We start from the raw sequence: 17,881 nt of genomic DNA on the forward strand, positions 1-17,881 counted from the left end.
CGAAATAGACGATAAAACTTTCAATCTGATTTCGATTTGATGCGTTTCTCTTTCTTCTTGTCACAGGAGTGATGGGGACTGGACAAGCGGGCCGCGCTCACGATAATTGAGATTCCCGCAGGGGGCGCGGCGCAACAGTCGACGCCGCGCAGCGTATTGATAGTCACACCGGAGAGTCGTTGGATGTCTGAAGAGTATGAAGTGCACGGGCCGCACGATCACGCGGTCGAGCATGCCGCGTCCGGGCACGGTCACGGCGAACATGGCGGCGCGGGCGAGCGCGACCCCTTCCCGGGCCGCATGGCGGTGATGACGGCGATTCTCGCGTCGATTGGCGCGATCCTCGCGTACCAGAGCGGCAACAGCGAAAACCTCGCGCTCTATTACAAGAACGAAGCGGCGATTCACAAGACCGAAGCCGCGAATCAGTGGGCCTACTATTCGTCCAAGGGCGAAAAAGAGAATCTGGCCGAACTGGGTGCTTCGCTGGCGGCGCTCTCGCCGAATGCCGCCGAAGCGCAGCGGCATTTCGCCGCTGATGCCGACCGCTATCGCCAGCAGAAGGAGCCGATCCGCGCCAAAGCCGAGGCGCTGGAGAAGCAGGTGCAAGCCGACGACGAGCGCGCCGAAAAGCTGCTGCACGGCCATCATCGTTGGGCGCAGGCGACCACGCTGATCCAGATCTCGATCGCACTGACGGCGATTACGCTGCTCACGCGCCGCAAGTGGTTGCTGCGGACCTCGGTGGGCGTGGGCGCGCTGGGCGTGGTGATGGGCGCACTGGCGTTCTTCGGGCCCTGAGCGCGGCCAACTGGTTAATCGGCGAAGAATCTATCCGCCGCAGACGATGGCGGTCAGCAGGAGCGGCACCACGGATTTAACCGTGGCGTCGCTGTTCGCCTCGCTAACGCGCGAGCGGACCGATTCCGCGGGAGCGGAAACCACGACGCCATAAAGCGGCGCCTTGATCTCCTTGCCCGCGCCGCGGTGAAAGAGATCGTCGTCGCGTGCGTAGCCCAGCACGACATAAATGGGAAAGCCGAATGCGCTCAGGCGGCTGCCGTGCACGGGCCGGAACGCATTGACCGAATTCGCCTCGACCCGGCTCGGGCTCGGGTCGATCGACTTTTCTTCAATCAGCGTCGAAATAAATTCATGCGGATTCGAGGTGCAGTCGAACCGTTTGTCCAGGGCCTGCTGAGGCTGGGCGCCGATCGGCGCACAGAGGCCAAGGAGCGCAAGGAATGCGCCAAAGCTTGCCAGACGGGGCACCACGGGGACTCGACGCTGTTTCATGGCAGTGACGAAAACCGCTTGAATTCCGTTGGAATCCATTCGACACCGAAATCCCCATCGAACGCAAGATGGCGGCACACAAATTGCGCACAACGACGCCGCACCGCCATCTTTTCACGCTCCGTTAAAGCATCGACTTCGCCTGGCTCAGGATCTTGTCGCATACCTGTTTGGTGGCTGCCTGTTTCAGGCCGCTGCCGGAGAGGTCGAGTTGCTGGCCATTGCCGGACGTGAGAATGCCGCTGGTGCCTTTCTCGTAGCCGCTGTCGGTCGTCGAGGCGCCGCCGGGCAGTTTGCTCAGCAGCGAGTCTTTCACGTTGCTGGCCGTGTCGGCGTTCAGGTAATTGTTCTTGATGCAGTATTAAAGCAGACCGGTCACGTTGCCCATGCTATTGGAGGTGACCGACGAGCCGGACAGCGAACTGCCCAGGCCGCCCAGATTGCCGAGTGCGCCCGAGGTCGAACCGCTGCTGCCGCTCTGATTGAGCAGGTTGCCGAGTTGGGCCTGAGCGAGATGCCACGGCGCGAGCGCGGCGGCGGCAAGGGCCGCGGTGGCGATCAGGGCGCGGGCGCCGCGCAGTGAGGATGTTTGCATACACGATTCTCCTGGAAGGCCATGGCCTTCGTACTATAGACGGATTCGTCGCGTGGCTTTTGCTGGGTGGCTGCGTCATGAATGCGTGCAGCGTGAAAAGAAGCGGTGCAACCTGTCAGTCGGCTGGGATGTCACCCGTGAAGTGCAGGCAATTCATCGCCATGTCATTTGTTGCGTGCACAACTGAGTTTCGGGAGAGAAGGGACCGGGACGACGTTAATGCCGTTAATGCCATTCATGGGTATTTTTGTTGCATTTCGCTGAATGGCATTTGAATTGCATTCACGAAGATAAAGCAATTGGCATGGCAATCGGCGATGAGCCTGAAATGAGCGTGCGATGGGGTCGGTCACGCGATGCATCACGAGGTACGCATCAGCGAGTCATGACAACGCTACAGCGGCACGACAGCCGTCTTGCAGGATGCATACGATGCGGAAACGCCCTGCAGCAAGGGCTTTTCTGGCGAATCGAAGAGGAATGCCGCACGGTTTTGCAAGCGCGATCGGGCATATTCCGCGCCATGCAATGCGTGACTTTGTTTCTAACCGTAACACTTATTACGGCCCTCCTCATCGGCTGGTTTCAGGTGGTATGCTTCCTGCACAAATTCTCCCTTGCACGAGTGAGACCACGTTCTTTGCGTCAATACCGTGAACACACGCACTGCCAAAGTGCAGTCGGTGACGTAAATGAACAAGTCATATAAACATATGGTGCAACCGAGCACGCCCGCGCGGACAGCAAGATCCGCGAGCGAGCTCCGTCACTGCAGCCCCGGTCCGGCTGCGTGGAGAAAAGCATGAATTTCGAAGAACTGAGCGACGAGGAGTGGATGGTAGTGTCCTCGCTCGTATCCGATGAACCGCCTATACGTTTGAACCGCCGCGGCCGCCCGCGTGCGGAGCCGCGCGTCGTGGCGAATGCCGTGCTGTGGATCTTGACGACCGGTGAGTCCTGGTCGCGCCTGCCCGCACGTTATCCGTCCGGACCGACTTGCCGCCGCCGTTTCGAGGACTGGCACGTCAGCGGCACGCTGCTCGAGCTGGTGCAACTGCTCACGCAGCGCGGCCGCAGCTTTGTCTATGTGCCCGAGCCCGCTCAGGCGCAGGCCGTCGCGAGCGCGCAGCCCGCGGCGGCGGTAGCCGTTGTGGTCGAAGAAGTGACCGAAGACGACGGTCTGCCCGCCGTCTACTGGAAAAGCCCGGAAGCCTGGCAGGCGCCCGCATCGCTGGCCGATGCGCCGCTGGCGGGCAGCCCCGTGGCCAATCCCATCGAGAGCATGACGCGCCAGCTCGCGCGTCTGGACGAGGCCTTGTCGCAGGCCCAGCATCGCACGGCTGCGAAGCCGGGGCAGGGCTCGTCCTTGGTGCCGCCGCAGGCCGATTCCAGCGCCCACGCCGCGCGTGTGAGTGCGAAGCCCGTGGCTCGCACGGTCGTGCCCGAGGAAAAATTCGAGGCCGCCGATAGCGAACTCGATCTCGCGCAGATCGCCGAATGGCGTGGCTACGTGATCCATCTGAATCTGGAAGCGGCGCGCAATCGCTCGCAACGCGGCATGTATCGCGCAGCGGTGGAAATCCTCAAGGACGACAAACGCGTGGAGCGTTCGGGTCTGATCGGCCCGGCCTTCGACGATGCCGACGAGGCGCGCCATTTCGCGTTCGACTGGGCGCGTCAGTGGATCGAGCGCGAAGGTACGCAGGCGAGTAGTAGTAGTGGTGGTGCCGATACGGATGCCCCGGATAGCAACGATCCAGGCGTTTCGCTCGCGCGCGCCGGTCACGACGTGGTGACGCGCGCCATGCCCGTCGCGACGCCCGGTCTCGCCACCGCCAGTGTGGCGGCCAGCGTTCGCCATGCGCCCATGCAACGCTATACCAGCAGCACGCTGCGCACCGGCGAGGCGCGCGACAGCACGTCCAGCGCGGGCGCCGACCGTCATCCGCACGCTTCGCGTTACAGAACGCATCTGAACTGAGCGCCGGCCAGCAGTATCGGCCGCTGTTACGTCTGCCGCTGTTAAGTCTGCTTTCACGCTGTCCGTCAAACGCATTTCCCGCTTCATCTTTTTTGCCCAGGCACGCCGTCAACCGGAAAGCGATGCATTGCTTCGCAATTTTCCGTTGCGGCGCGAGCCGTGGTGTCTCCGTTCGTTCTCATCCGTCAAACCGCTCGAGCCCGCGTGGGCCCGAGCGTGGCAGTTCTTGCCTGCTGTTACTGCCGGCCGTACTGATCGTCCAGACGCACGATGTCGTCCTCGCCGAGGTACGAGCCCGATTGCACCTCGATGATCTCGAGCGGCATCTTGCCAGGATTTTCCAGTCGATGCGCCACGCCCAGCGGGATATACGCCGATTCGTTCTCCGAAACGATGAAGCGTTCCTCGCCGCGCGTCACCAGCGCCGTGCCGCGCACGACCACCCAATGCTCGGCGCGATGGTGGTGCATCTGCAGCGACAGGCGTGCGCCCGGTTCGACCACGATGCGCTTGACCTGGAAACGCTCGCCGCTATCGACGCTATCGTAATGACCCCACGGACGATGCACGAGGCGGTGCGCGACGGCTTCGCTGCGGCGCTCGGATTTCAGGCGCTGAACGATTTTCTTCACATCCTGGGCGCGTGAACGGTCGGCCACGAGAACCGCGTCCGCCGTTTCGACCACCACGAGATTTTCCGTACCCAGACAGGCTACCAGGCGGGAATCCGAGTGCACGAAGGTATCGGTTGCGCCCTCGAAGATGACTTCGCCGCGCGCCACGTTACCCGTTTCGTCTTTCGGCGCGACCTGCCAGACGGTGTCCCAGGAACCCAGATCGGTCCAGCCCGCAGTAAGCGGCACGACCACGCCGCTTGCCACCGTGGTATCGCCCGAAAGCGGTTCCATCACGGCGTAGTCGATCGAATTCGACGGCGAACGGGAAAATGCTTCGGGGTCCACACGGAAAAAATCTCCATCGGCCTTGCCGTGTTCGACGGCCGCCGCGCAGGCATCGTAAATCGCCGGCTGGAAGTGGCGAATCGCCTTGAGCCACGTGGAAGCGCGCACGATAAAGATGCCGCTGTTCCACCAGTAGCGCTGCGATGCCACGTATTGCTGGGCCAGTTCGATATAAGGCTTTTCGACGAACCCATTGAGACGTCGCGCGCCGTTCGGTTCTTCCGCGCCCAGCGGCTCGCCCACGTGAATGTAGCCGTAACCCGTTTCTGCATGCGTGGGCACGATGCCCATCGTGACGATCTGGCCGTTAGCCGCGTGACGCACGCCATCCGCCACAGCGGCCTGGAAGGCGTCGAGATCGGCGAGGGCGTGGTCGGCGGGCATCACCACGAGGATGCCGTCCTGCTGCGCTGCCGTCACGGACAGGGCTGCGATGGTCAGCGCCGGTGCCGTATCGCGTGCAAGCGGTTCGAGAATCAGACGGGCTTCCTTGCCCGCTGCGCGAACCTGATCGGCGGTGGTGAAGCGGTGCTCTTCGTTGCAGACGATCATCAGCTTGTCCGCGAGCGTCACGCGCTCGGCGAGGGCATCGAGCCTGCCCGCCGTATCCGCGAGCAGCGATCGCTCGCCTACGAGGTTGATCATCTGCTTCGGGTACTGCTCGCGCGACAGTGGCCATAGCCGCGAACCTGCGCCGCCGGCCAGCACAACCGGGCAGACCTGCAGCGCGTTGCGTGCATCGCCGCGCGTAGTGGCTTGTTGAGCCGCGCGTGCCTGGGCCGTTGCGGAACCCGTATCCGTCATCTCGCTCTCCTGAAAGGGGTTTCGGTTCTGCGATTTGTAGCATGCTTAAAATCGCAATAAAAAGCACAGTAAAGAAGAAAAGCGAAAATATTCGGATTAAATTAATCAATTCCGATTCATCCTGAATGGGGCGGGATAAAAATAAAAAGAAAAATAGTCGATGACACGAATGTGTTACGAAATAAATCAGAAGGCTTTGTGTCCGATCCGGCAATTTTTGCCGCATCGCATCAAGTCTGGAAAGCTTGTCTGGCGGCCATTCTGGCAATCGTTGCCGAAAAAATCAGAGAAAAAATAGGTCGTTAGCATCGAAACATTTGGAGATACTTTTTGACCTTGCGCTCGCAATTTTTATAGCGCTTTATTAGGGTTTATTCGGATCAGCTTTATCAGCGCCGGGGCAATTCCGGTGTCATTCCCAGATTCCTGTAGCGGCAGCCATGATGCAAAGCGCGTGGCTGCAATTCATTTTTTCAACCGAGGTGCCGGACATGCTGAGCGTTCTAGCCAGAATTATCGATGTTGCCGCCATCGCCGCCGGCGCGCTGCTTGCGGCCGCCCTGCACCACGGACGGTTCGCCACGCTTTCCGACGCGGAGAGCGTGGCGCTCGCTTTCAACTGTCTGCTGGCGATCTGGATGTTTCCCGCCTTCGGCATCTACCAGTCGTGGCGCGGCAAATCGCTCTACGTGCTGGCGGCGCGTGTGTGCGCTGCGTGGATCGCGGTCGAATGCACGGGCATTCTGCTGAGCTTCAGCGTGCACCGGGCCGATTCGCTTTCGCGTATCTGGCTCGCGTATTGGGTCGTGGCCTCGGTCGCACTCCTGATTATTTCGAAGTCGCTCGTGCATATGGTGCTGCGCAGCCTGCGCCGCGAGGGCTACAACGTGAAGGCGGTTGCCGTGGTGGGCGGCCCGCGCTATGCGCGCTTTCTGGTCGAGCAGATGAAGAGCCGCCCGGAAGCGGGCTTTCATCCGGCACTCGTGTACGACGAAGACAGCGACGCGGATGGCGATGCCCATCTGGAAGGCGTGCCAGTCGAGCGCAACCTGCAGGCGATGCTGGAATTCGTGCGTGAGCACGATGTCCGCGAACTGTGGCTGGCGTTGCCGATCACGAAAGAGCGCACGATTCATCGCATCGTCATGGCCATGCGCAACGATTTCGTGAACATCCGCTTTATCCCGGATGTGCGCAGCCTCTCGTTTTTCAGCCAGCCGGTGGTCGATCTGCTGGGCGTGCCGGCGATCAATCTCGCGGCTTCGCCGGTGACGGATCTGAGCGTGCTGCCCAAGCGGGTATTCGACATCCTGTTTGCAGGATCGGCCTTGCTCGCGCTGACGCCGCTTTTCGCGCTGATTGGCCTTGCAATCAAGATCACGTCGAGGGGCCCGGTGTTTTTCCGGCAGCGCCGCAAAGGCCTCGATGGCAATGAGTTCGAGATTTACAAGTTCCGCTCGATGAAGGTTCATGCGGAAGTTTCGGGGCAGGTCACGCAGGCGCGCCGCAACGATCCGCGCGTGACGCGTGTGGGCGCCTTCCTGCGCCGCACGAGCCTCGACGAACTGCCGCAGTTCATCAACGTGCTCAAGGGCGAGATGTCGGTCGTGGGGCCGCGTCCGCATGCACTGGCGCACGACGACATCTACAAGGATCTCGTGCGCGGCTATATGGCGCGCTATCGCATCAAGCCCGGCATCACTGGCTGGGCCCAGGTCAACGGCTTTCGCGGCGAAACGGACCGCGTGGAGAAGATGCGCGACCGTGTGCGTTTCGACCTGCATTACATGCAGCACTGGAGCTTCGCGCTCGATCTGCGCATCGTCGCGATGACGATGTGGAAAGGCTTCGCCGGGCAGAACGCGTACTGAACATGAATTGAGCTTACCAGGCGCGCGGCATGCGCAAGTGGCCGCGGCCCTGGTAGACACCAACAGGCAATCACATTTGAGGTAGGCATGAATCTGACGATCATTGGCAGCGGTTATGTGGGTCTCGTGACAGGCGCGTGTCTGGCCGACATCGGCAACGATGTGTTCTGTCTCGACGTGGACCAGCGCAAGATCGACCTGCTCAATCAGGGCGTCGTGCCGATTCACGAGCCGGGCCTGAAGGAAATCATCGAACGCAACGTGCGCGCGCGCCGTCTGACGTTCTCGACCGATGTGGAAGCGGCCGTCGCGCACGGCGACGTGCAGTTCATCGCCGTGGGCACGCCGCCCGACGAAGACGGCTCGGCCGATCTGCAATACGTGCTGACGGCCGCGCGCAATATCGGCCGTCTGATGAACGGCTTCAAGGTCATCGTCGACAAATCGACGGTGCCGGTGGGCACGGCAGCGCTGGTGCGCGATGCCATTGCATCTGAATTGCGCAAGCGCGGCGAGGATCACATGTTCTCGGTGGTCTCGAATCCCGAGTTCCTGAAAGAGGGCGCCGCCGTGGACGATTTCGCGCGTCCCGACCGCATCGTGCTGGGTTGCGACGAAGACGTGCCGGGCGAGCGCGCCCGCGAACTGATGAAGCGCCTCTATGCGCCGTTCAATCGCAATCACGAACGCACGCTGTATATGGACGTGCATTCGGCCGAATTCACCAAGTACGCGGCCAACGCGATGCTCGCTACGCGTATTTCGTTCATGAACGAACTGGCGAATCTGGCCGATCGCGTGGGCGCGGATATCGAGGCCGTGCGCCGCGGTATCGGTTCGGACCCGCGTATCGGCTACGACTTTCTTTATGCCGGCTGCGGTTATGGCGGTTCCTGTTTCCCGAAGGACGTCAAGGCACTGATGCGGACTGCTGAAGATTTCGGCGAGCCGCTGCAGATTCTGCGCGCTGTGGAAGCCGTGAACGAAATCCAGAAGCAGGTGCTGGCGCAGAAGATCGTCACGCGCTTCGGTTCGGATCTCACGGGCCGCACGTTCGGTCTGTGGGGCCTGGCTTTCAAGCCGAATACCGACGATATGCGCGAAGCGCCCAGCCGCGCGCTGATCGCCGAACTGCTGGCGCGCGGCGCACGCATCCAGGCCTACGATCCGGTTGCGATCAAGGAAGCGCAGCGCGTGCTGGAGATGGATCTGCACAAGACGCCCGAACAGCTCGAACGACTCGTGTATGTCGACGATGCGATGGACGCGGCCAGCGGCGCCGATGCGCTGGTGGTCGCCACCGAATGGAAGGTGTTCAAGGCGCCGGATTTCGAAACGCTCAAGGCCGAGTTGAAAACGCCTATCGTGTTCGATGGACGCAATCTCTACGAGCCGCTTTCGCTGCAGGAAATGGGCATCGAATATCACGCCGTGGGCCGCGCGAGCGCCACGCAGGCGAGCCGCGCGCGTGCCGAAGCCGCGACCCAATCGAAGTCGCCTTCGCAGGTCACGGCGTAACGCGCCTGAATCAGGCAGTAAAACGAGGAGTAGCCAGGCCATGTTCAACGACGTATTGATCGTTTGCCACGCAAACGTCTGCCGCTCGCCCGCGGCGGAACAATTGTTCCGCGCGCATCTTCGCGAGCGGGTAGCCGAGCATTCAGGCGAAGTTCATTCGGCCGGTCTGCGCGCGCTGGAAGGCGTGGACATGGACCCGGTCATGCAACGCCTGCTCGCCGAGCGCGGTGTCGAAGTGGGCGAGCATCGCTCGCGCCGCCTCACCAGCCGTCTCGTGCGTCAGGCCGACCTCGTGCTGGTCACGGAGCGCCACCAGGTCTCCGCGGTCGAGCGCATTGAACCGACCGCGCGCGGCAAGGTGTACGCGCTCGGCAATTGGGAGAACTCGGACGTCGCCGATCCGCATGGTCTCGACGAGGCCACGTATCGCGAGAGTCTGGAGTTGATGGATCGTCTGATTAAGGGATGGCTGAGCCGAATATGCCAATGACTAAACTCAAGCTGATGAGCGTGCTGGCGCTAGGCGCCTTTGTTTCCGCGTGCTCGACCGCGCCCGGTAATTACCTCGATACGTCCAGTCTCAAGGAACAGCCGAGTAACCAGCCGCAAAAGCAGTACGACGTGCATCTCATCGACTCGCAACTGGTGATGCGTCAGGCGCAGGAAGCGGCTGGCGTGCACGTCGATCTGCCGCCGGCGAAATACGCCAATGCGGCCGATTACGTCTATCACATTGCGCCGCAGGACATTCTCGGCGTGACCGTCTACGACCACCCGGAACTCTCGACGCCGCAAGGTTCGACGTTCTCGCAGGGCGGCAATACCACGCAGACCGTGGGGCAGGCGCTCACGCAGCCGTATACCAACGCGCTGTCCGGCCAGTCCGACCCGTATGGGCAGACCGTGGCGAAGGACGGCACGATCTATTTCCCGTTCGTGGGCCGCGTGATGGCCGCGGGCAAGACCGCGGGACAGTTGCGCGATCAACTTTCTTCGGGTCTCGGGCCGTACATCAAGAATCCGCAGGTGGACGTGCGTGTGCTCGCCTACCGCAGCCAGAAAATCCAGGTGACCGGCGACGTGAAGACGCCGGGCCCGCTCTCCATGAGCGACGTGCCGCTGTCGCTGGTCGACGCGATCACGCGCTCGGGCGGCTCGACCGACAACGCCGATATCAACCGCGTGCGCCTCACGCGCAACGGCAAGCTCTATGTTCTGGACGCGAACCGCATGCTCGATTCGGGCGACGCGACGCAGAACGTCATGCTGCAGGACGGCGACATCATCAATGTGCCAGATCGTTCGGATAGCAGAGTATTTGTGATGGGCGAAGTGAAGACGCCGATCCAGACCGGCATGATCCGCGGCAAGCTGACCATCGCCGATGCGTTGACCTCGGCCGGCGGCGTGCTGGATACCGATGCGAATCCGCGTCAGATCTTCGTGATGCGCGGCATGAAGGACAACCCGAGCGAGCCGGAGATCTATCGACTCGATATGACGAAGCCGGACGCGATCATGCTGTCGTCGCAATTCCAGTTGAAGCCGATGGATGTCGTGTATGTCGGTACGGCGGCCTCGACGACCTTCAACCGCTTGCTGCAGCAGATCCTGCCAACGGTTCAGACGGTCTTCTACCTGAAGCAGATCACGCGCTAAGGGCGTGAGGTCTTTCCTCCCACGCAACACGATTTAAAACGGGATCGAAACGTGAGCATTCAAGCCAACAGTCAGGCGGCCCCGGCGGCCCGCACAGAGGAAGAGGACGTTGTCCTCGGCCAGTTGCTGCGCGTCATCATCGACGACATCGGCTGGCTCATCGCGATCGCGGCGGTCGTAGTCGGCTGCGCCGTGTTCTACTGCTACGTCGCCAAGCCGGTCTATACGGCGGACACGCAGGTGCGCGTCGAACAGGCCGACTACACCTCGCAGGCGCTGACGCAGACGCAGTCGGGCGCCAACATCACGAGCGGTCAGCAGGGTTCCCTGCCGACCGACGCCGAAATCCAGATGATCCAGAGCCGCAGCGTGCTCGAACCGGTCGTCAAGCAGTTCAAGCTGAACTTCTCGGTCGCGCCGGTGACCTTGCCGGTGGTCGGCAGCCTGGCCGCGCGTCTGGCGACGCCGGGTACGCCGTCGCGTCCGTGGTTCGGCCTGGGTTCGTACGCATGGGGCGGCGAAGTCGCCAATGTGGATTCGATCGAAGTCTCGCCCGAACTGGAAGGCAAGAAGCTCACGCTCACGGCACTCGACGGTAATCGCTATGTGATCTCGGGCCCGGACGGCGGCCGTCTGGTCGAAGGCACGGTTGGCCAGCAGGCCCAGGGCGGTGGCGTGACGATGCTGGTGAGCGATCTGAAGGCACGCCCGGGCACGCGCTTCTCGGTGGTACGCATGAACGATCTGGACGCCGTGATGGGCTTCCAGAACGCCGTGAAGGTGCAGGAGCAGGGCAAGCAGACCGGTGTGATCGACATCTCGCTCGAAGACACCGATCCGGATCGCGCGGCGCAGGTGGCCAACGCCGTTGCGCAGTCGTATCTGCGCGAGCACGTCGCCACCAAGCAGGCCGATGCGAGCAAGATGCTCGACTTTCTGCGCAGCGAACAGCCGCGCCTGAAGTCGGACCTCGAAAACGCCGAAGCCGCGCTGACTGCGTATCAAAGCAAGTCGGGTTCGATCAACGCCAGCGACGAAGCGAAGATCTACCTGGACGGCAGCGTGCAATACGAGCAGCAGATTTCGGCGCTGCAATTGCAGATCGCTTCGCTGCAACAGCGCTTTGGCGACCAGCATCCGGTGCTGATCGCCGCGCGCCAGCAGCTTGCGCAACTGCAGGGCGAGCGCGCCAAGTACGACACCAAGTTCCGCGATCTGCCGGCGACCGAAGTAAAGGCCGTGCAGCTGCAGCGCGACGCGAAGGTGGCGGAAGACATCTACGTGCTGCTGCTCAACCGTATTCAGGAGCTTTCGGTGCAGCGCGTGGGCACGGGCGGCAATGTGCATATCGTCGACCCGGCGATGCGTCCGGGCAAGCCGTCGAAGCCCAAGAAGCTGCTGATCGTTTCGGCGGCCGCAATGCTGGGCCTGATTCTCGGCACGGGTTTTGTGCTGATGCGCCGGAACATGTTCAAGGGCATCGTCGACCCGGACGTCATCGAGCGCAATTTCCAGCTGCCGGTTTATGGTCTCGTGCCGCTCTCGACGGAACAGGCCGTGCTGGAAAAGCGCGCGCCGGTGCGTGGCGGCACGCGTCTGCGTGAAGTGCTGGCTAATGCGGCGCCGAAAGACCTCACGGTCGAAAGCCTGCGTTCGCTGCGCACGTCGCTGCAGTTCAGCGTGATGGATGCGCGCAATCATGTGGTGGCGATCACCGGTTCCGTGCCGGGCGTCGGCAAGAGTTTCCTGACCGCGAATCTCGCGGTGCTGCTGGCGCACTCGGGCAAGCGCGTGCTGATGATCGACGGCGACATGCGCCGTGGCGCGCTCGAGCGCTATCTGGGCGGCCCGCAGGACAGCGGCTTTTCCGAACTGCTCTCGGGGCAGATCTCTCTGGACGAGGCCATTCGTGCGACCGAAGTGGATAACCTGCACTTCATCTCGTGCGGCCGTCGTCCGCCCAATCCGTCCGAGCTGCTGATGTCGCCGCGTCTTGGCCAGTATCTGGAAGGTCTCGCGCTGCGCTACGACGTGCTGCTGATCGACACGCCGCCGGTGCTGGCCGTGACCGACGCCGCCATCATCGGCGGTCATGCGGGTTCGACCTTCCTAGTGCTGCGTTCGGGCATGCATACCGAAGGCGAGATCGCCGATACGCTCAAGCGCCTGCGCAATACAGGCGTGCGCGTGACGGGCGGCGTGTTCAACGGTGTGCCGGCACGAGCACGCGGCAGCTACGGCTATGGCTACAGCGCCGTGCAGGAATATCTGAGCGCCTGATGAAGAGGGAACACGCGATGAAAGTGACCGTGCTTGTGCCAACGTATCGGCGTCCTGACGATCTGGCGCGCTGCCTTTCCGCGCTGCTGTGCCAGCAGCGTGCGCCCGACCAGATCGTAGTGGTGGCGCGTCCCGACGACGAAGCCACACACGCGTGCCTCGCGGGACACGTGACGCCCCGCGTGCTGAACGTGGAAGTCGCAACCGTCGAAGAACCCGGCCAGGTGGCCGCGCTCAATCGCGGTATCGAAGCCGCGACGGGCGACGTGATCGCCATCACCGACGACGACGCCGCGCCGCATCCCGATTGGGTCGCGCGCATCGCCGCGCATTTCGAATCGGATGCGCTGCTGGGCGCGCTGGGCGGGCGCGACTGGGTGCATGAAGAAGGCCGCGTGCTCGATGGCGAGCGGGCGCTGGTGGGGCGCGTACAGCGTTCCGGGCGCATTGTCGGCAATCATCATCTGGGCGTGGGCAAGGCGCGCGAAGTCGATCTGCTCAAGGGCGCGAATATGAGCTATCTGCGTGCGGCGATCGGCGATCTGCGGTTTGACCGCCGTCTGCGCGGCACCGGTGCGCAGACGCATAACGACATGGCCTTCAGCATGGGCGTGAAGCGTGCCGGATGGAAGCTTGTCTATGACCCGCTTGTGGCCGTCGATCACTATCCTGCGCCGCGTCCTGGCGAAGATCCGCGCAATGCGCAGACGCTCGCTTCGATCCGCAATGCCGCCTACAACTTCCATCTGATACTGCGCGCTCATCTCGAGCCGATGCATCGCGAAACGGCGTGGTGGTGGTGGGCGCTGATCGGCACGCGTGTTTATCCGGGGCTGCTGCATACCGGCCTGAGCGCCGTGCGTTCGGGTTCCGCCGGGGCCGCATTCGCACGCTGGCGCGCGGTGCGCGGCGGCGCACGCGAAGCTCGCCGCGCCATCGCCTGACGAACGCCCCGCACACGACATTACGGAGGACCCCGAATGAGTAGTACGACAGTCCACGTGCACCTGTTTTACGGCGCCGATCCGCGCCACTATCGCAAGGGCGAGAACATCGGTTGCCTCTACGGCTACCATCACGCGGAATCTGCGGAATTCGCGCTCAATTACGCCAAGGACGTGCGCGAAGGCAAGCCGGTGCGCTTTGCGCGCCGCGCCTTGAAAGCCGCGCTCGGCTTCGATCTGGTACACGCCTGGCGCAACCGTCACGCGATGCTGCAATCGGACGTGATCTGGACGCATACTGAACAGGAGCATCTGGCGGTCGCGCTGGTGCTGCTGATGCAGGCGAAGAAGGGCGGGGCGCGCCCGCTGCTGCTCGCGCAGAGCGTGTGGCTGCTCGACCGCTGGCAAGGCTATGGCGCGCTGCGCCGGGCCTTCTACAAGCGTCTGCTGGCCCGTGCCGACCGCCTGACCACGCTCGCGAGCGAGAATGCCGCGCTCTGCAAGGACTATTTCGGCCGTGCCGCCACGCCCTTGCTCTACGGGCTGAATACTTTCGACTTTCCGCTTTGCCCGCCGTCGCACTGGAAGCCGCATACGCCCGTGCGCGTGGCGGCGATCGGCAACGATCGCGACCGCGACTGGACCACGCTCGTCGCCGCCTTGCGCGACGATCCGCGCTATGAGGTGCGGATTGCCACGCGTCGCCGCATGCCTGCTTCGGCGCGCGCCGCGAACGTGGAAATCGTGCGCGTTTCCGGCATCCAGCAGCAACACGCGCTGTACGACTGGGCCGATATCATCGTCGTGCCGCTGCGACCGAATACGCATGCTTCCGGTATTACCGTGATGCTGGAAGCGGCGGCGCTCGGCAAGCCGATGATCGTCACGAAGGTGGGCGCGCTCGACGATTACTTCGACGATAACGCCGCCTTCTACGTCGAGCCCTTCAACGCCGACCAGTTGCGCGAAGCCGTGAATGTGCTCGTGGACGATCCGGCACGCACGCTAGCACAGGCGCGCGAGGCCTGCGAGCAACTGCGCACGCGCGATCTCACCACCGAGAATTTCGCGCGCCAGCATGCGCAACTCACGCGCGAGATGATGCTCGAACGCGATCCGCGTACCCAAAGCGCCGCGCGCGCCAACGTGGCAGCCGGTGCAACCGGCCAGATGCCGCGCGGGATGTGATCATGCGTGTGCCGTCCACCATTCCGGCTTCGATGCCTTCCGCCGCGCCCGCGGGCGCGCCAGCCGCGCCGAAATCCGGCCTGCGCCGCGCGATGGGCCGCGATACGCTGCCGGTGATCGCGCTGTGGACTTTCACGGGCCTGCTGATCCTCGCGCACCAGGGCACGGTGCTGACGTTGGCGTTTCCGGTGCTGGCCATCGCCACGGGACTGTGGCTTTATTTCGTGAACCCGGTGCGCTATGTGGGCTTCATGTGGTGGCTCTGGTTTCTGAGCCCCGAAGTGCGCCGTCTCGCCGATTACGGCAAAGGCGGCTTCACACCCACCAGCCTGATTCAGGTCGCGCCGCTCGCGGTGACGATGATCAGCGGGCTTTCGCTGCTGCGCTATTACCCGGTACTCGCGCAGCGTCGCGGTTTGCCGCTGCTGCTGGCCTTGCTCGGCATCGGTTATGGCTTTGTCGTGGGCGTGGTGGGCAACGGTCCCGCCGCTGCCGTATTCGATCTGGCGAACTGGGTTTATCCGCTGCTGATCGGCTTTCACATCATGGTGCTCACGCGCCAGTACGAAGAATGCCGCGACACCATCGTCAACACCTTTATCTACGGCATGTTCGTGATGGGCGCCTATGGGCTGATCCAGTTCTTCATCATGCCGCCGTGGGACGCGATGTGGATGATCGGCTCGGACATGAATTCGCAGGGCGACCCCGTGCCGCTGGGCGTGCGCGTATTCAGCACGATGAATTCGTCGGGTCCGTTTGCCTTCGCGATGATGGGCGCGATGGTGCTGGTGATGGCCGCGAAACATCGCGTGCGCTGGATCGCGGCGGCGTTCGGCTTCTTCTCGTTCGCGCTGTCGCTGGTGCGCTCGACCTGGGGCGGCTGGGCCATCGCCATGGTGATCCAGCTGATGAAGTCGAGCAACAAGGTGCGCTTGCGCATTATCGTCAGCGCGTTTGTGCTTGCGGGTATCTGCGTGCCGCTGCTGACCTTTGGGCCGGTGGCCGACCGCATGCAGCAGCGCCTGAACACGCTCGTGAACCTGAGCGACGACCAGAGCTACGAGGCGCGTAACCAGTTCTACGCCGATTTCGCCAAGACCGCCTTCACCGACGTGACGGGCGAGGGCCTGGGCGCAACCGGCGCATCGACCAAGCTTTCCAGCAGCAACGGCCAGCTCGGCCAGTACGGCAGCTTCGACAGCGGCGTGATGAACATTCCGTTCGTGCTCGGCTGGCCCGGCACGCTGATGTATATGGCGGGCGTGCTGTGGTTGATCGCGCGCGCCGTGCGCCAGTCGCTGCGCATGCAGGAAGACCGCTACGTGTGCGCATGTCTGAGCCTGATGGTGTCGATCTTCGCGATGCTGGTGTTCACCAATTCGCTGGTGGGCACCGGCGGTCTGCTGCTGTTTTCCAGCGTTTTTTCCATTCTCAGCGCGGGGCACTGGCGCAAGATGACGCGGCGCCAGGCCAGCGTCCGTGCTCCAGACATTACCCCGACTACGGAGGTCTCCGATTGAGAGTCGCAATCGTCACGCATGTGGTGCGCCATAACGACGGCCAGGGGCGCGTCAACCACGAAATCGCGCGCGCGGCGCTCGACGAAGGGTTCGAGGTCACGCTGGTGGCTTCGCACGTCGCGCCGGAACTGCTGGCGCATCCCAAGGTGAAATGGGTGCGCGTGCAACCTTCGAAACTTTGGCCGACCAACCTGTTGCGTCAGCAGGTGTTCGCGCTCAAGAGTGCGCTCTGGCTCAAAAGCCATCGCAGCGAATACGACGTGCTGCACGTGAATGGCTTCATTACGTGGGCGCAAGCCGATGTCAATACCGCGCACTTCGTACACGGCGGCTGGGGGCGCAGCAAGTATTACCCGTTCGGGCTGACCCGCGGCGTCTGGTCGGCGTATCAGTTCGTCTATACGCGCGTGAACGCGGTGCTGGAGCGCTGGGCGTACCGGCGCTCGCGTGTGATCGCAGCGGTATCGCGCAAGGTCGCCGATGAAATCCTCGCTTCGGGCGGCGATCCGCTCGAACGGCTCGACGTGATCTATAACGGCGTGGATACGCGCGGTTTCTCCGGTGCGGATTCGGATCGCGAGAAATTCAATCTTCCCGCCGATAAATTCCTGCTGCTGTTCGTGGGCGATCTGCGCACGCCGCGCAAAAACCTGGGCACGGTGCTGCATGCGCTCAAGCAATTGCCCGAGCATGTGCATCTGGCAGTGGCCGGTTATCTGCCGGGCAGTCCGTACCCGGAGATGTCGCGCGAGCTCGGCATTGCTTCGCGCGTGCATTTTCTCGGCCTCGTGCGCGAAATGCCGGTGCTGATGCGCAGTGTCGATAGCTACGTCTTTCCTTCGCGCTACGAAGCAATGAGTCTTTCGCTGCTGGAAGCGATGGCGGCGGGCTTGCCGGTCGTGACCGCGCGTACGGCAGGCGGCGCCGAAATCATCACGCCCGATTGCGGCATCGTGCTCGAAGACCCGGACGACGCGAAAGCGCTCGCCGGCGCGATCCAGCAACTCGCCGACGATACGCCACGCCGCGTCGCGATGGGCGCAGCGGCGGCAGAACTCGCCTGCCGCTTCGGCTGGGCGCGGATGGCTGCGCAATACATCGCGCTCTATCGCGAACTGGCGGGCGACGCGGGCGCGACGGTGCGCAGCGATGCCTACGCCGAACCCGCGACGCCCGCACTCGCGCCGCTTTCGGGCGGCCAGTCGCTGCCGCGCGCAGAGACGACTTAATCCGTTATTCGCCTCGATGGCTGCATAACAA

General features: G+C 62.9%; 13 protein-coding genes and 1 pseudogene. 11 read left to right on the forward strand and 3 right to left on the reverse strand.

The features are described from left to right. The first annotated feature begins 183 nt into the window (after positions 1-183). Positions 184-801 carry a DUF4337 domain-containing protein gene (locus tag G3N59_RS09490; RefSeq protein ID WP_205982336.1) on the forward strand — a complete coding sequence of 206 codons (618 nt, stop codon included), beginning with the start codon at positions 184-186 and terminating at the stop codon, positions 799-801. Between the two features lie 30 nt (positions 802-831). Here the strand turns inward: G3N59_RS09490 and G3N59_RS09495 are convergent, their stop codons facing one another. Both G3N59_RS09495 and G3N59_RS09500 read right to left on the reverse strand, forming a co-directional pair. Beyond that, positions 832-1,335 (reverse strand): hypothetical protein, encoded by a 504-nt coding sequence (locus G3N59_RS09495; RefSeq protein WP_241023317.1) that lies wholly within the window; start codon positions 1,333-1,335, stop codon positions 832-834. 85 nt (positions 1,336-1,420) lie between these two features. Further along, positions 1,421-1,891, reverse strand: a pseudogene (locus G3N59_RS09500) (DUF2501 domain-containing protein). An 802-nt stretch (positions 1,892-2,693) separates the two neighbouring features. Here G3N59_RS09500 and G3N59_RS09505 point away from each other — a divergent pair. Continuing rightward, positions 2,694-3,872, forward strand: a complete 1,179-nt coding sequence (locus tag G3N59_RS09505) for a transposase (RefSeq protein ID WP_205982337.1) — start codon at positions 2,694-2,696, stop codon at positions 3,870-3,872. 236 nt (positions 3,873-4,108) lie between these two features. Here G3N59_RS09505 and G3N59_RS09510 read toward each other — a convergent pair whose 3' ends face one another. Further along, positions 4,109-5,638: a mannose-1-phosphate guanylyltransferase/mannose-6-phosphate isomerase gene (locus tag G3N59_RS09510; RefSeq protein ID WP_205982338.1), complete on the reverse strand. Its 1,530-nt coding sequence runs from the start codon at positions 5,636-5,638 to the stop codon at positions 4,109-4,111. A gap of 491 nt (positions 5,639-6,129) precedes the next feature. Here G3N59_RS09510 and G3N59_RS09515 point away from each other — a divergent pair, with 491 nt between their 5' ends. From G3N59_RS09515 to G3N59_RS09555, 9 genes are all read left to right on the forward strand, one after another. Further along, complete coding sequence (locus G3N59_RS09515) at positions 6,130-7,509, forward strand: undecaprenyl-phosphate glucose phosphotransferase (RefSeq protein ID WP_205982339.1); 1,380 nt, start codon at positions 6,130-6,132, stop codon at positions 7,507-7,509. Positions 7,510-7,596: 87 nt separating this feature from the next. Then, positions 7,597-9,027, forward strand: a complete 1,431-nt coding sequence (locus G3N59_RS09520; RefSeq protein ID WP_205982340.1) for a UDP-glucose/GDP-mannose dehydrogenase family protein — start codon at positions 7,597-7,599, stop codon at positions 9,025-9,027. A 40-nt stretch (positions 9,028-9,067) separates the two neighbouring features. After that, positions 9,068-9,517 carry a low molecular weight protein-tyrosine-phosphatase gene (locus tag G3N59_RS09525; protein WP_205982341.1) on the forward strand — a complete coding sequence of 150 codons (450 nt, stop codon included), beginning with the start codon at positions 9,068-9,070 and terminating at the stop codon, positions 9,515-9,517. Then, positions 9,514-10,686 (forward strand): polysaccharide biosynthesis/export family protein, encoded by a 1,173-nt coding sequence (locus G3N59_RS09530; protein WP_205982342.1) that lies wholly within the window; start codon positions 9,514-9,516, stop codon positions 10,684-10,686. Before G3N59_RS09525 ends, G3N59_RS09530 begins: the two co-directional genes overlap by 4 nt. Positions 10,687-10,737: 51 nt before the next feature. Further along, positions 10,738-12,966 carry a polysaccharide biosynthesis tyrosine autokinase gene (locus G3N59_RS09535; RefSeq protein ID WP_205982343.1) on the forward strand — a complete coding sequence of 743 codons (2,229 nt, stop codon included), beginning with the start codon at positions 10,738-10,740 and terminating at the stop codon, positions 12,964-12,966. A 17-nt stretch (positions 12,967-12,983) separates the two neighbouring features. After that, positions 12,984-13,910 (forward strand): glycosyltransferase family 2 protein, encoded by a 927-nt coding sequence (locus G3N59_RS09540; protein ID WP_205982344.1) that lies wholly within the window; start codon positions 12,984-12,986, stop codon positions 13,908-13,910. Positions 13,911-13,946: 36 nt separating this feature from the next. After that, complete coding sequence (locus tag G3N59_RS09545; RefSeq protein WP_205982345.1) at positions 13,947-15,098, forward strand: glycosyltransferase family 4 protein; 1,152 nt, start codon at positions 13,947-13,949, stop codon at positions 15,096-15,098. 92 nt (positions 15,099-15,190) lie between these two features. Next, a complete protein-coding gene (locus G3N59_RS09550) occupies positions 15,191-16,621 on the forward strand; it encodes a glucose-6-phosphate isomerase (protein WP_241023349.1) in 1,431 nt (476 codons plus the stop codon). After that, the gene (locus G3N59_RS09555; RefSeq protein ID WP_205982346.1) at positions 16,618-17,850 is read left to right on the forward strand and encodes a glycosyltransferase family 4 protein; all 1,233 of its coding nucleotides are present in this window, start codon (positions 16,618-16,620) and stop codon (positions 17,848-17,850) included. Before G3N59_RS09550 ends, G3N59_RS09555 begins: the two co-directional genes overlap by 4 nt. The last annotated feature ends 31 nt before the right edge of the window (positions 17,851-17,881 follow it).

Source organism: Paraburkholderia sp. Ac-20340, assembly GCF_017104965.1.
Lineage (GTDB): Bacteria > Pseudomonadota > Gammaproteobacteria > Burkholderiales > Burkholderiaceae > Paraburkholderia.

What these genes read in the sequence shown, in the direction of transcription:
- G3N59_RS09495 (WP_241023317.1), bottom strand. Translation starts at nt 1,335, where the DNA reads ATGGATTCCAACGGAATTCAAGCGGTTTTCGTCACTGCCATGAAACAG.
- G3N59_RS09550 (WP_241023349.1), top strand. Translation starts at nt 15,191, where the DNA reads ATGGGCCGCGATACGCTGCCGGTGATCGCGCTGTGGACTTTCACGGGC.
- G3N59_RS09540 (WP_205982344.1), top strand. Translation starts at nt 12,984, where the DNA reads ATGAAAGTGACCGTGCTTGTGCCAACGTATCGGCGTCCTGACGATCTG.
- G3N59_RS09545 (WP_205982345.1), top strand. Translation starts at nt 13,947, where the DNA reads ATGAGTAGTACGACAGTCCACGTGCACCTGTTTTACGGCGCCGATCCG.
- G3N59_RS09530 (WP_205982342.1), top strand. Translation starts at nt 9,514, where the DNA reads ATGACTAAACTCAAGCTGATGAGCGTGCTGGCGCTAGGCGCCTTTGTT.
- G3N59_RS09505 (WP_205982337.1), top strand. Translation starts at nt 2,694, where the DNA reads ATGAATTTCGAAGAACTGAGCGACGAGGAGTGGATGGTAGTGTCCTCG.
- G3N59_RS09525 (WP_205982341.1), top strand. Translation starts at nt 9,068, where the DNA reads ATGTTCAACGACGTATTGATCGTTTGCCACGCAAACGTCTGCCGCTCG.
- G3N59_RS09520 (WP_205982340.1), top strand. Translation starts at nt 7,597, where the DNA reads ATGAATCTGACGATCATTGGCAGCGGTTATGTGGGTCTCGTGACAGGC.
- G3N59_RS09515 (WP_205982339.1), top strand. Translation starts at nt 6,130, where the DNA reads ATGCTGAGCGTTCTAGCCAGAATTATCGATGTTGCCGCCATCGCCGCC.
- G3N59_RS09490 (WP_205982336.1), top strand. Translation starts at nt 184, where the DNA reads ATGTCTGAAGAGTATGAAGTGCACGGGCCGCACGATCACGCGGTCGAG.
- G3N59_RS09510 (WP_205982338.1), bottom strand. Translation starts at nt 5,638, where the DNA reads ATGACGGATACGGGTTCCGCAACGGCCCAGGCACGCGCGGCTCAACAA.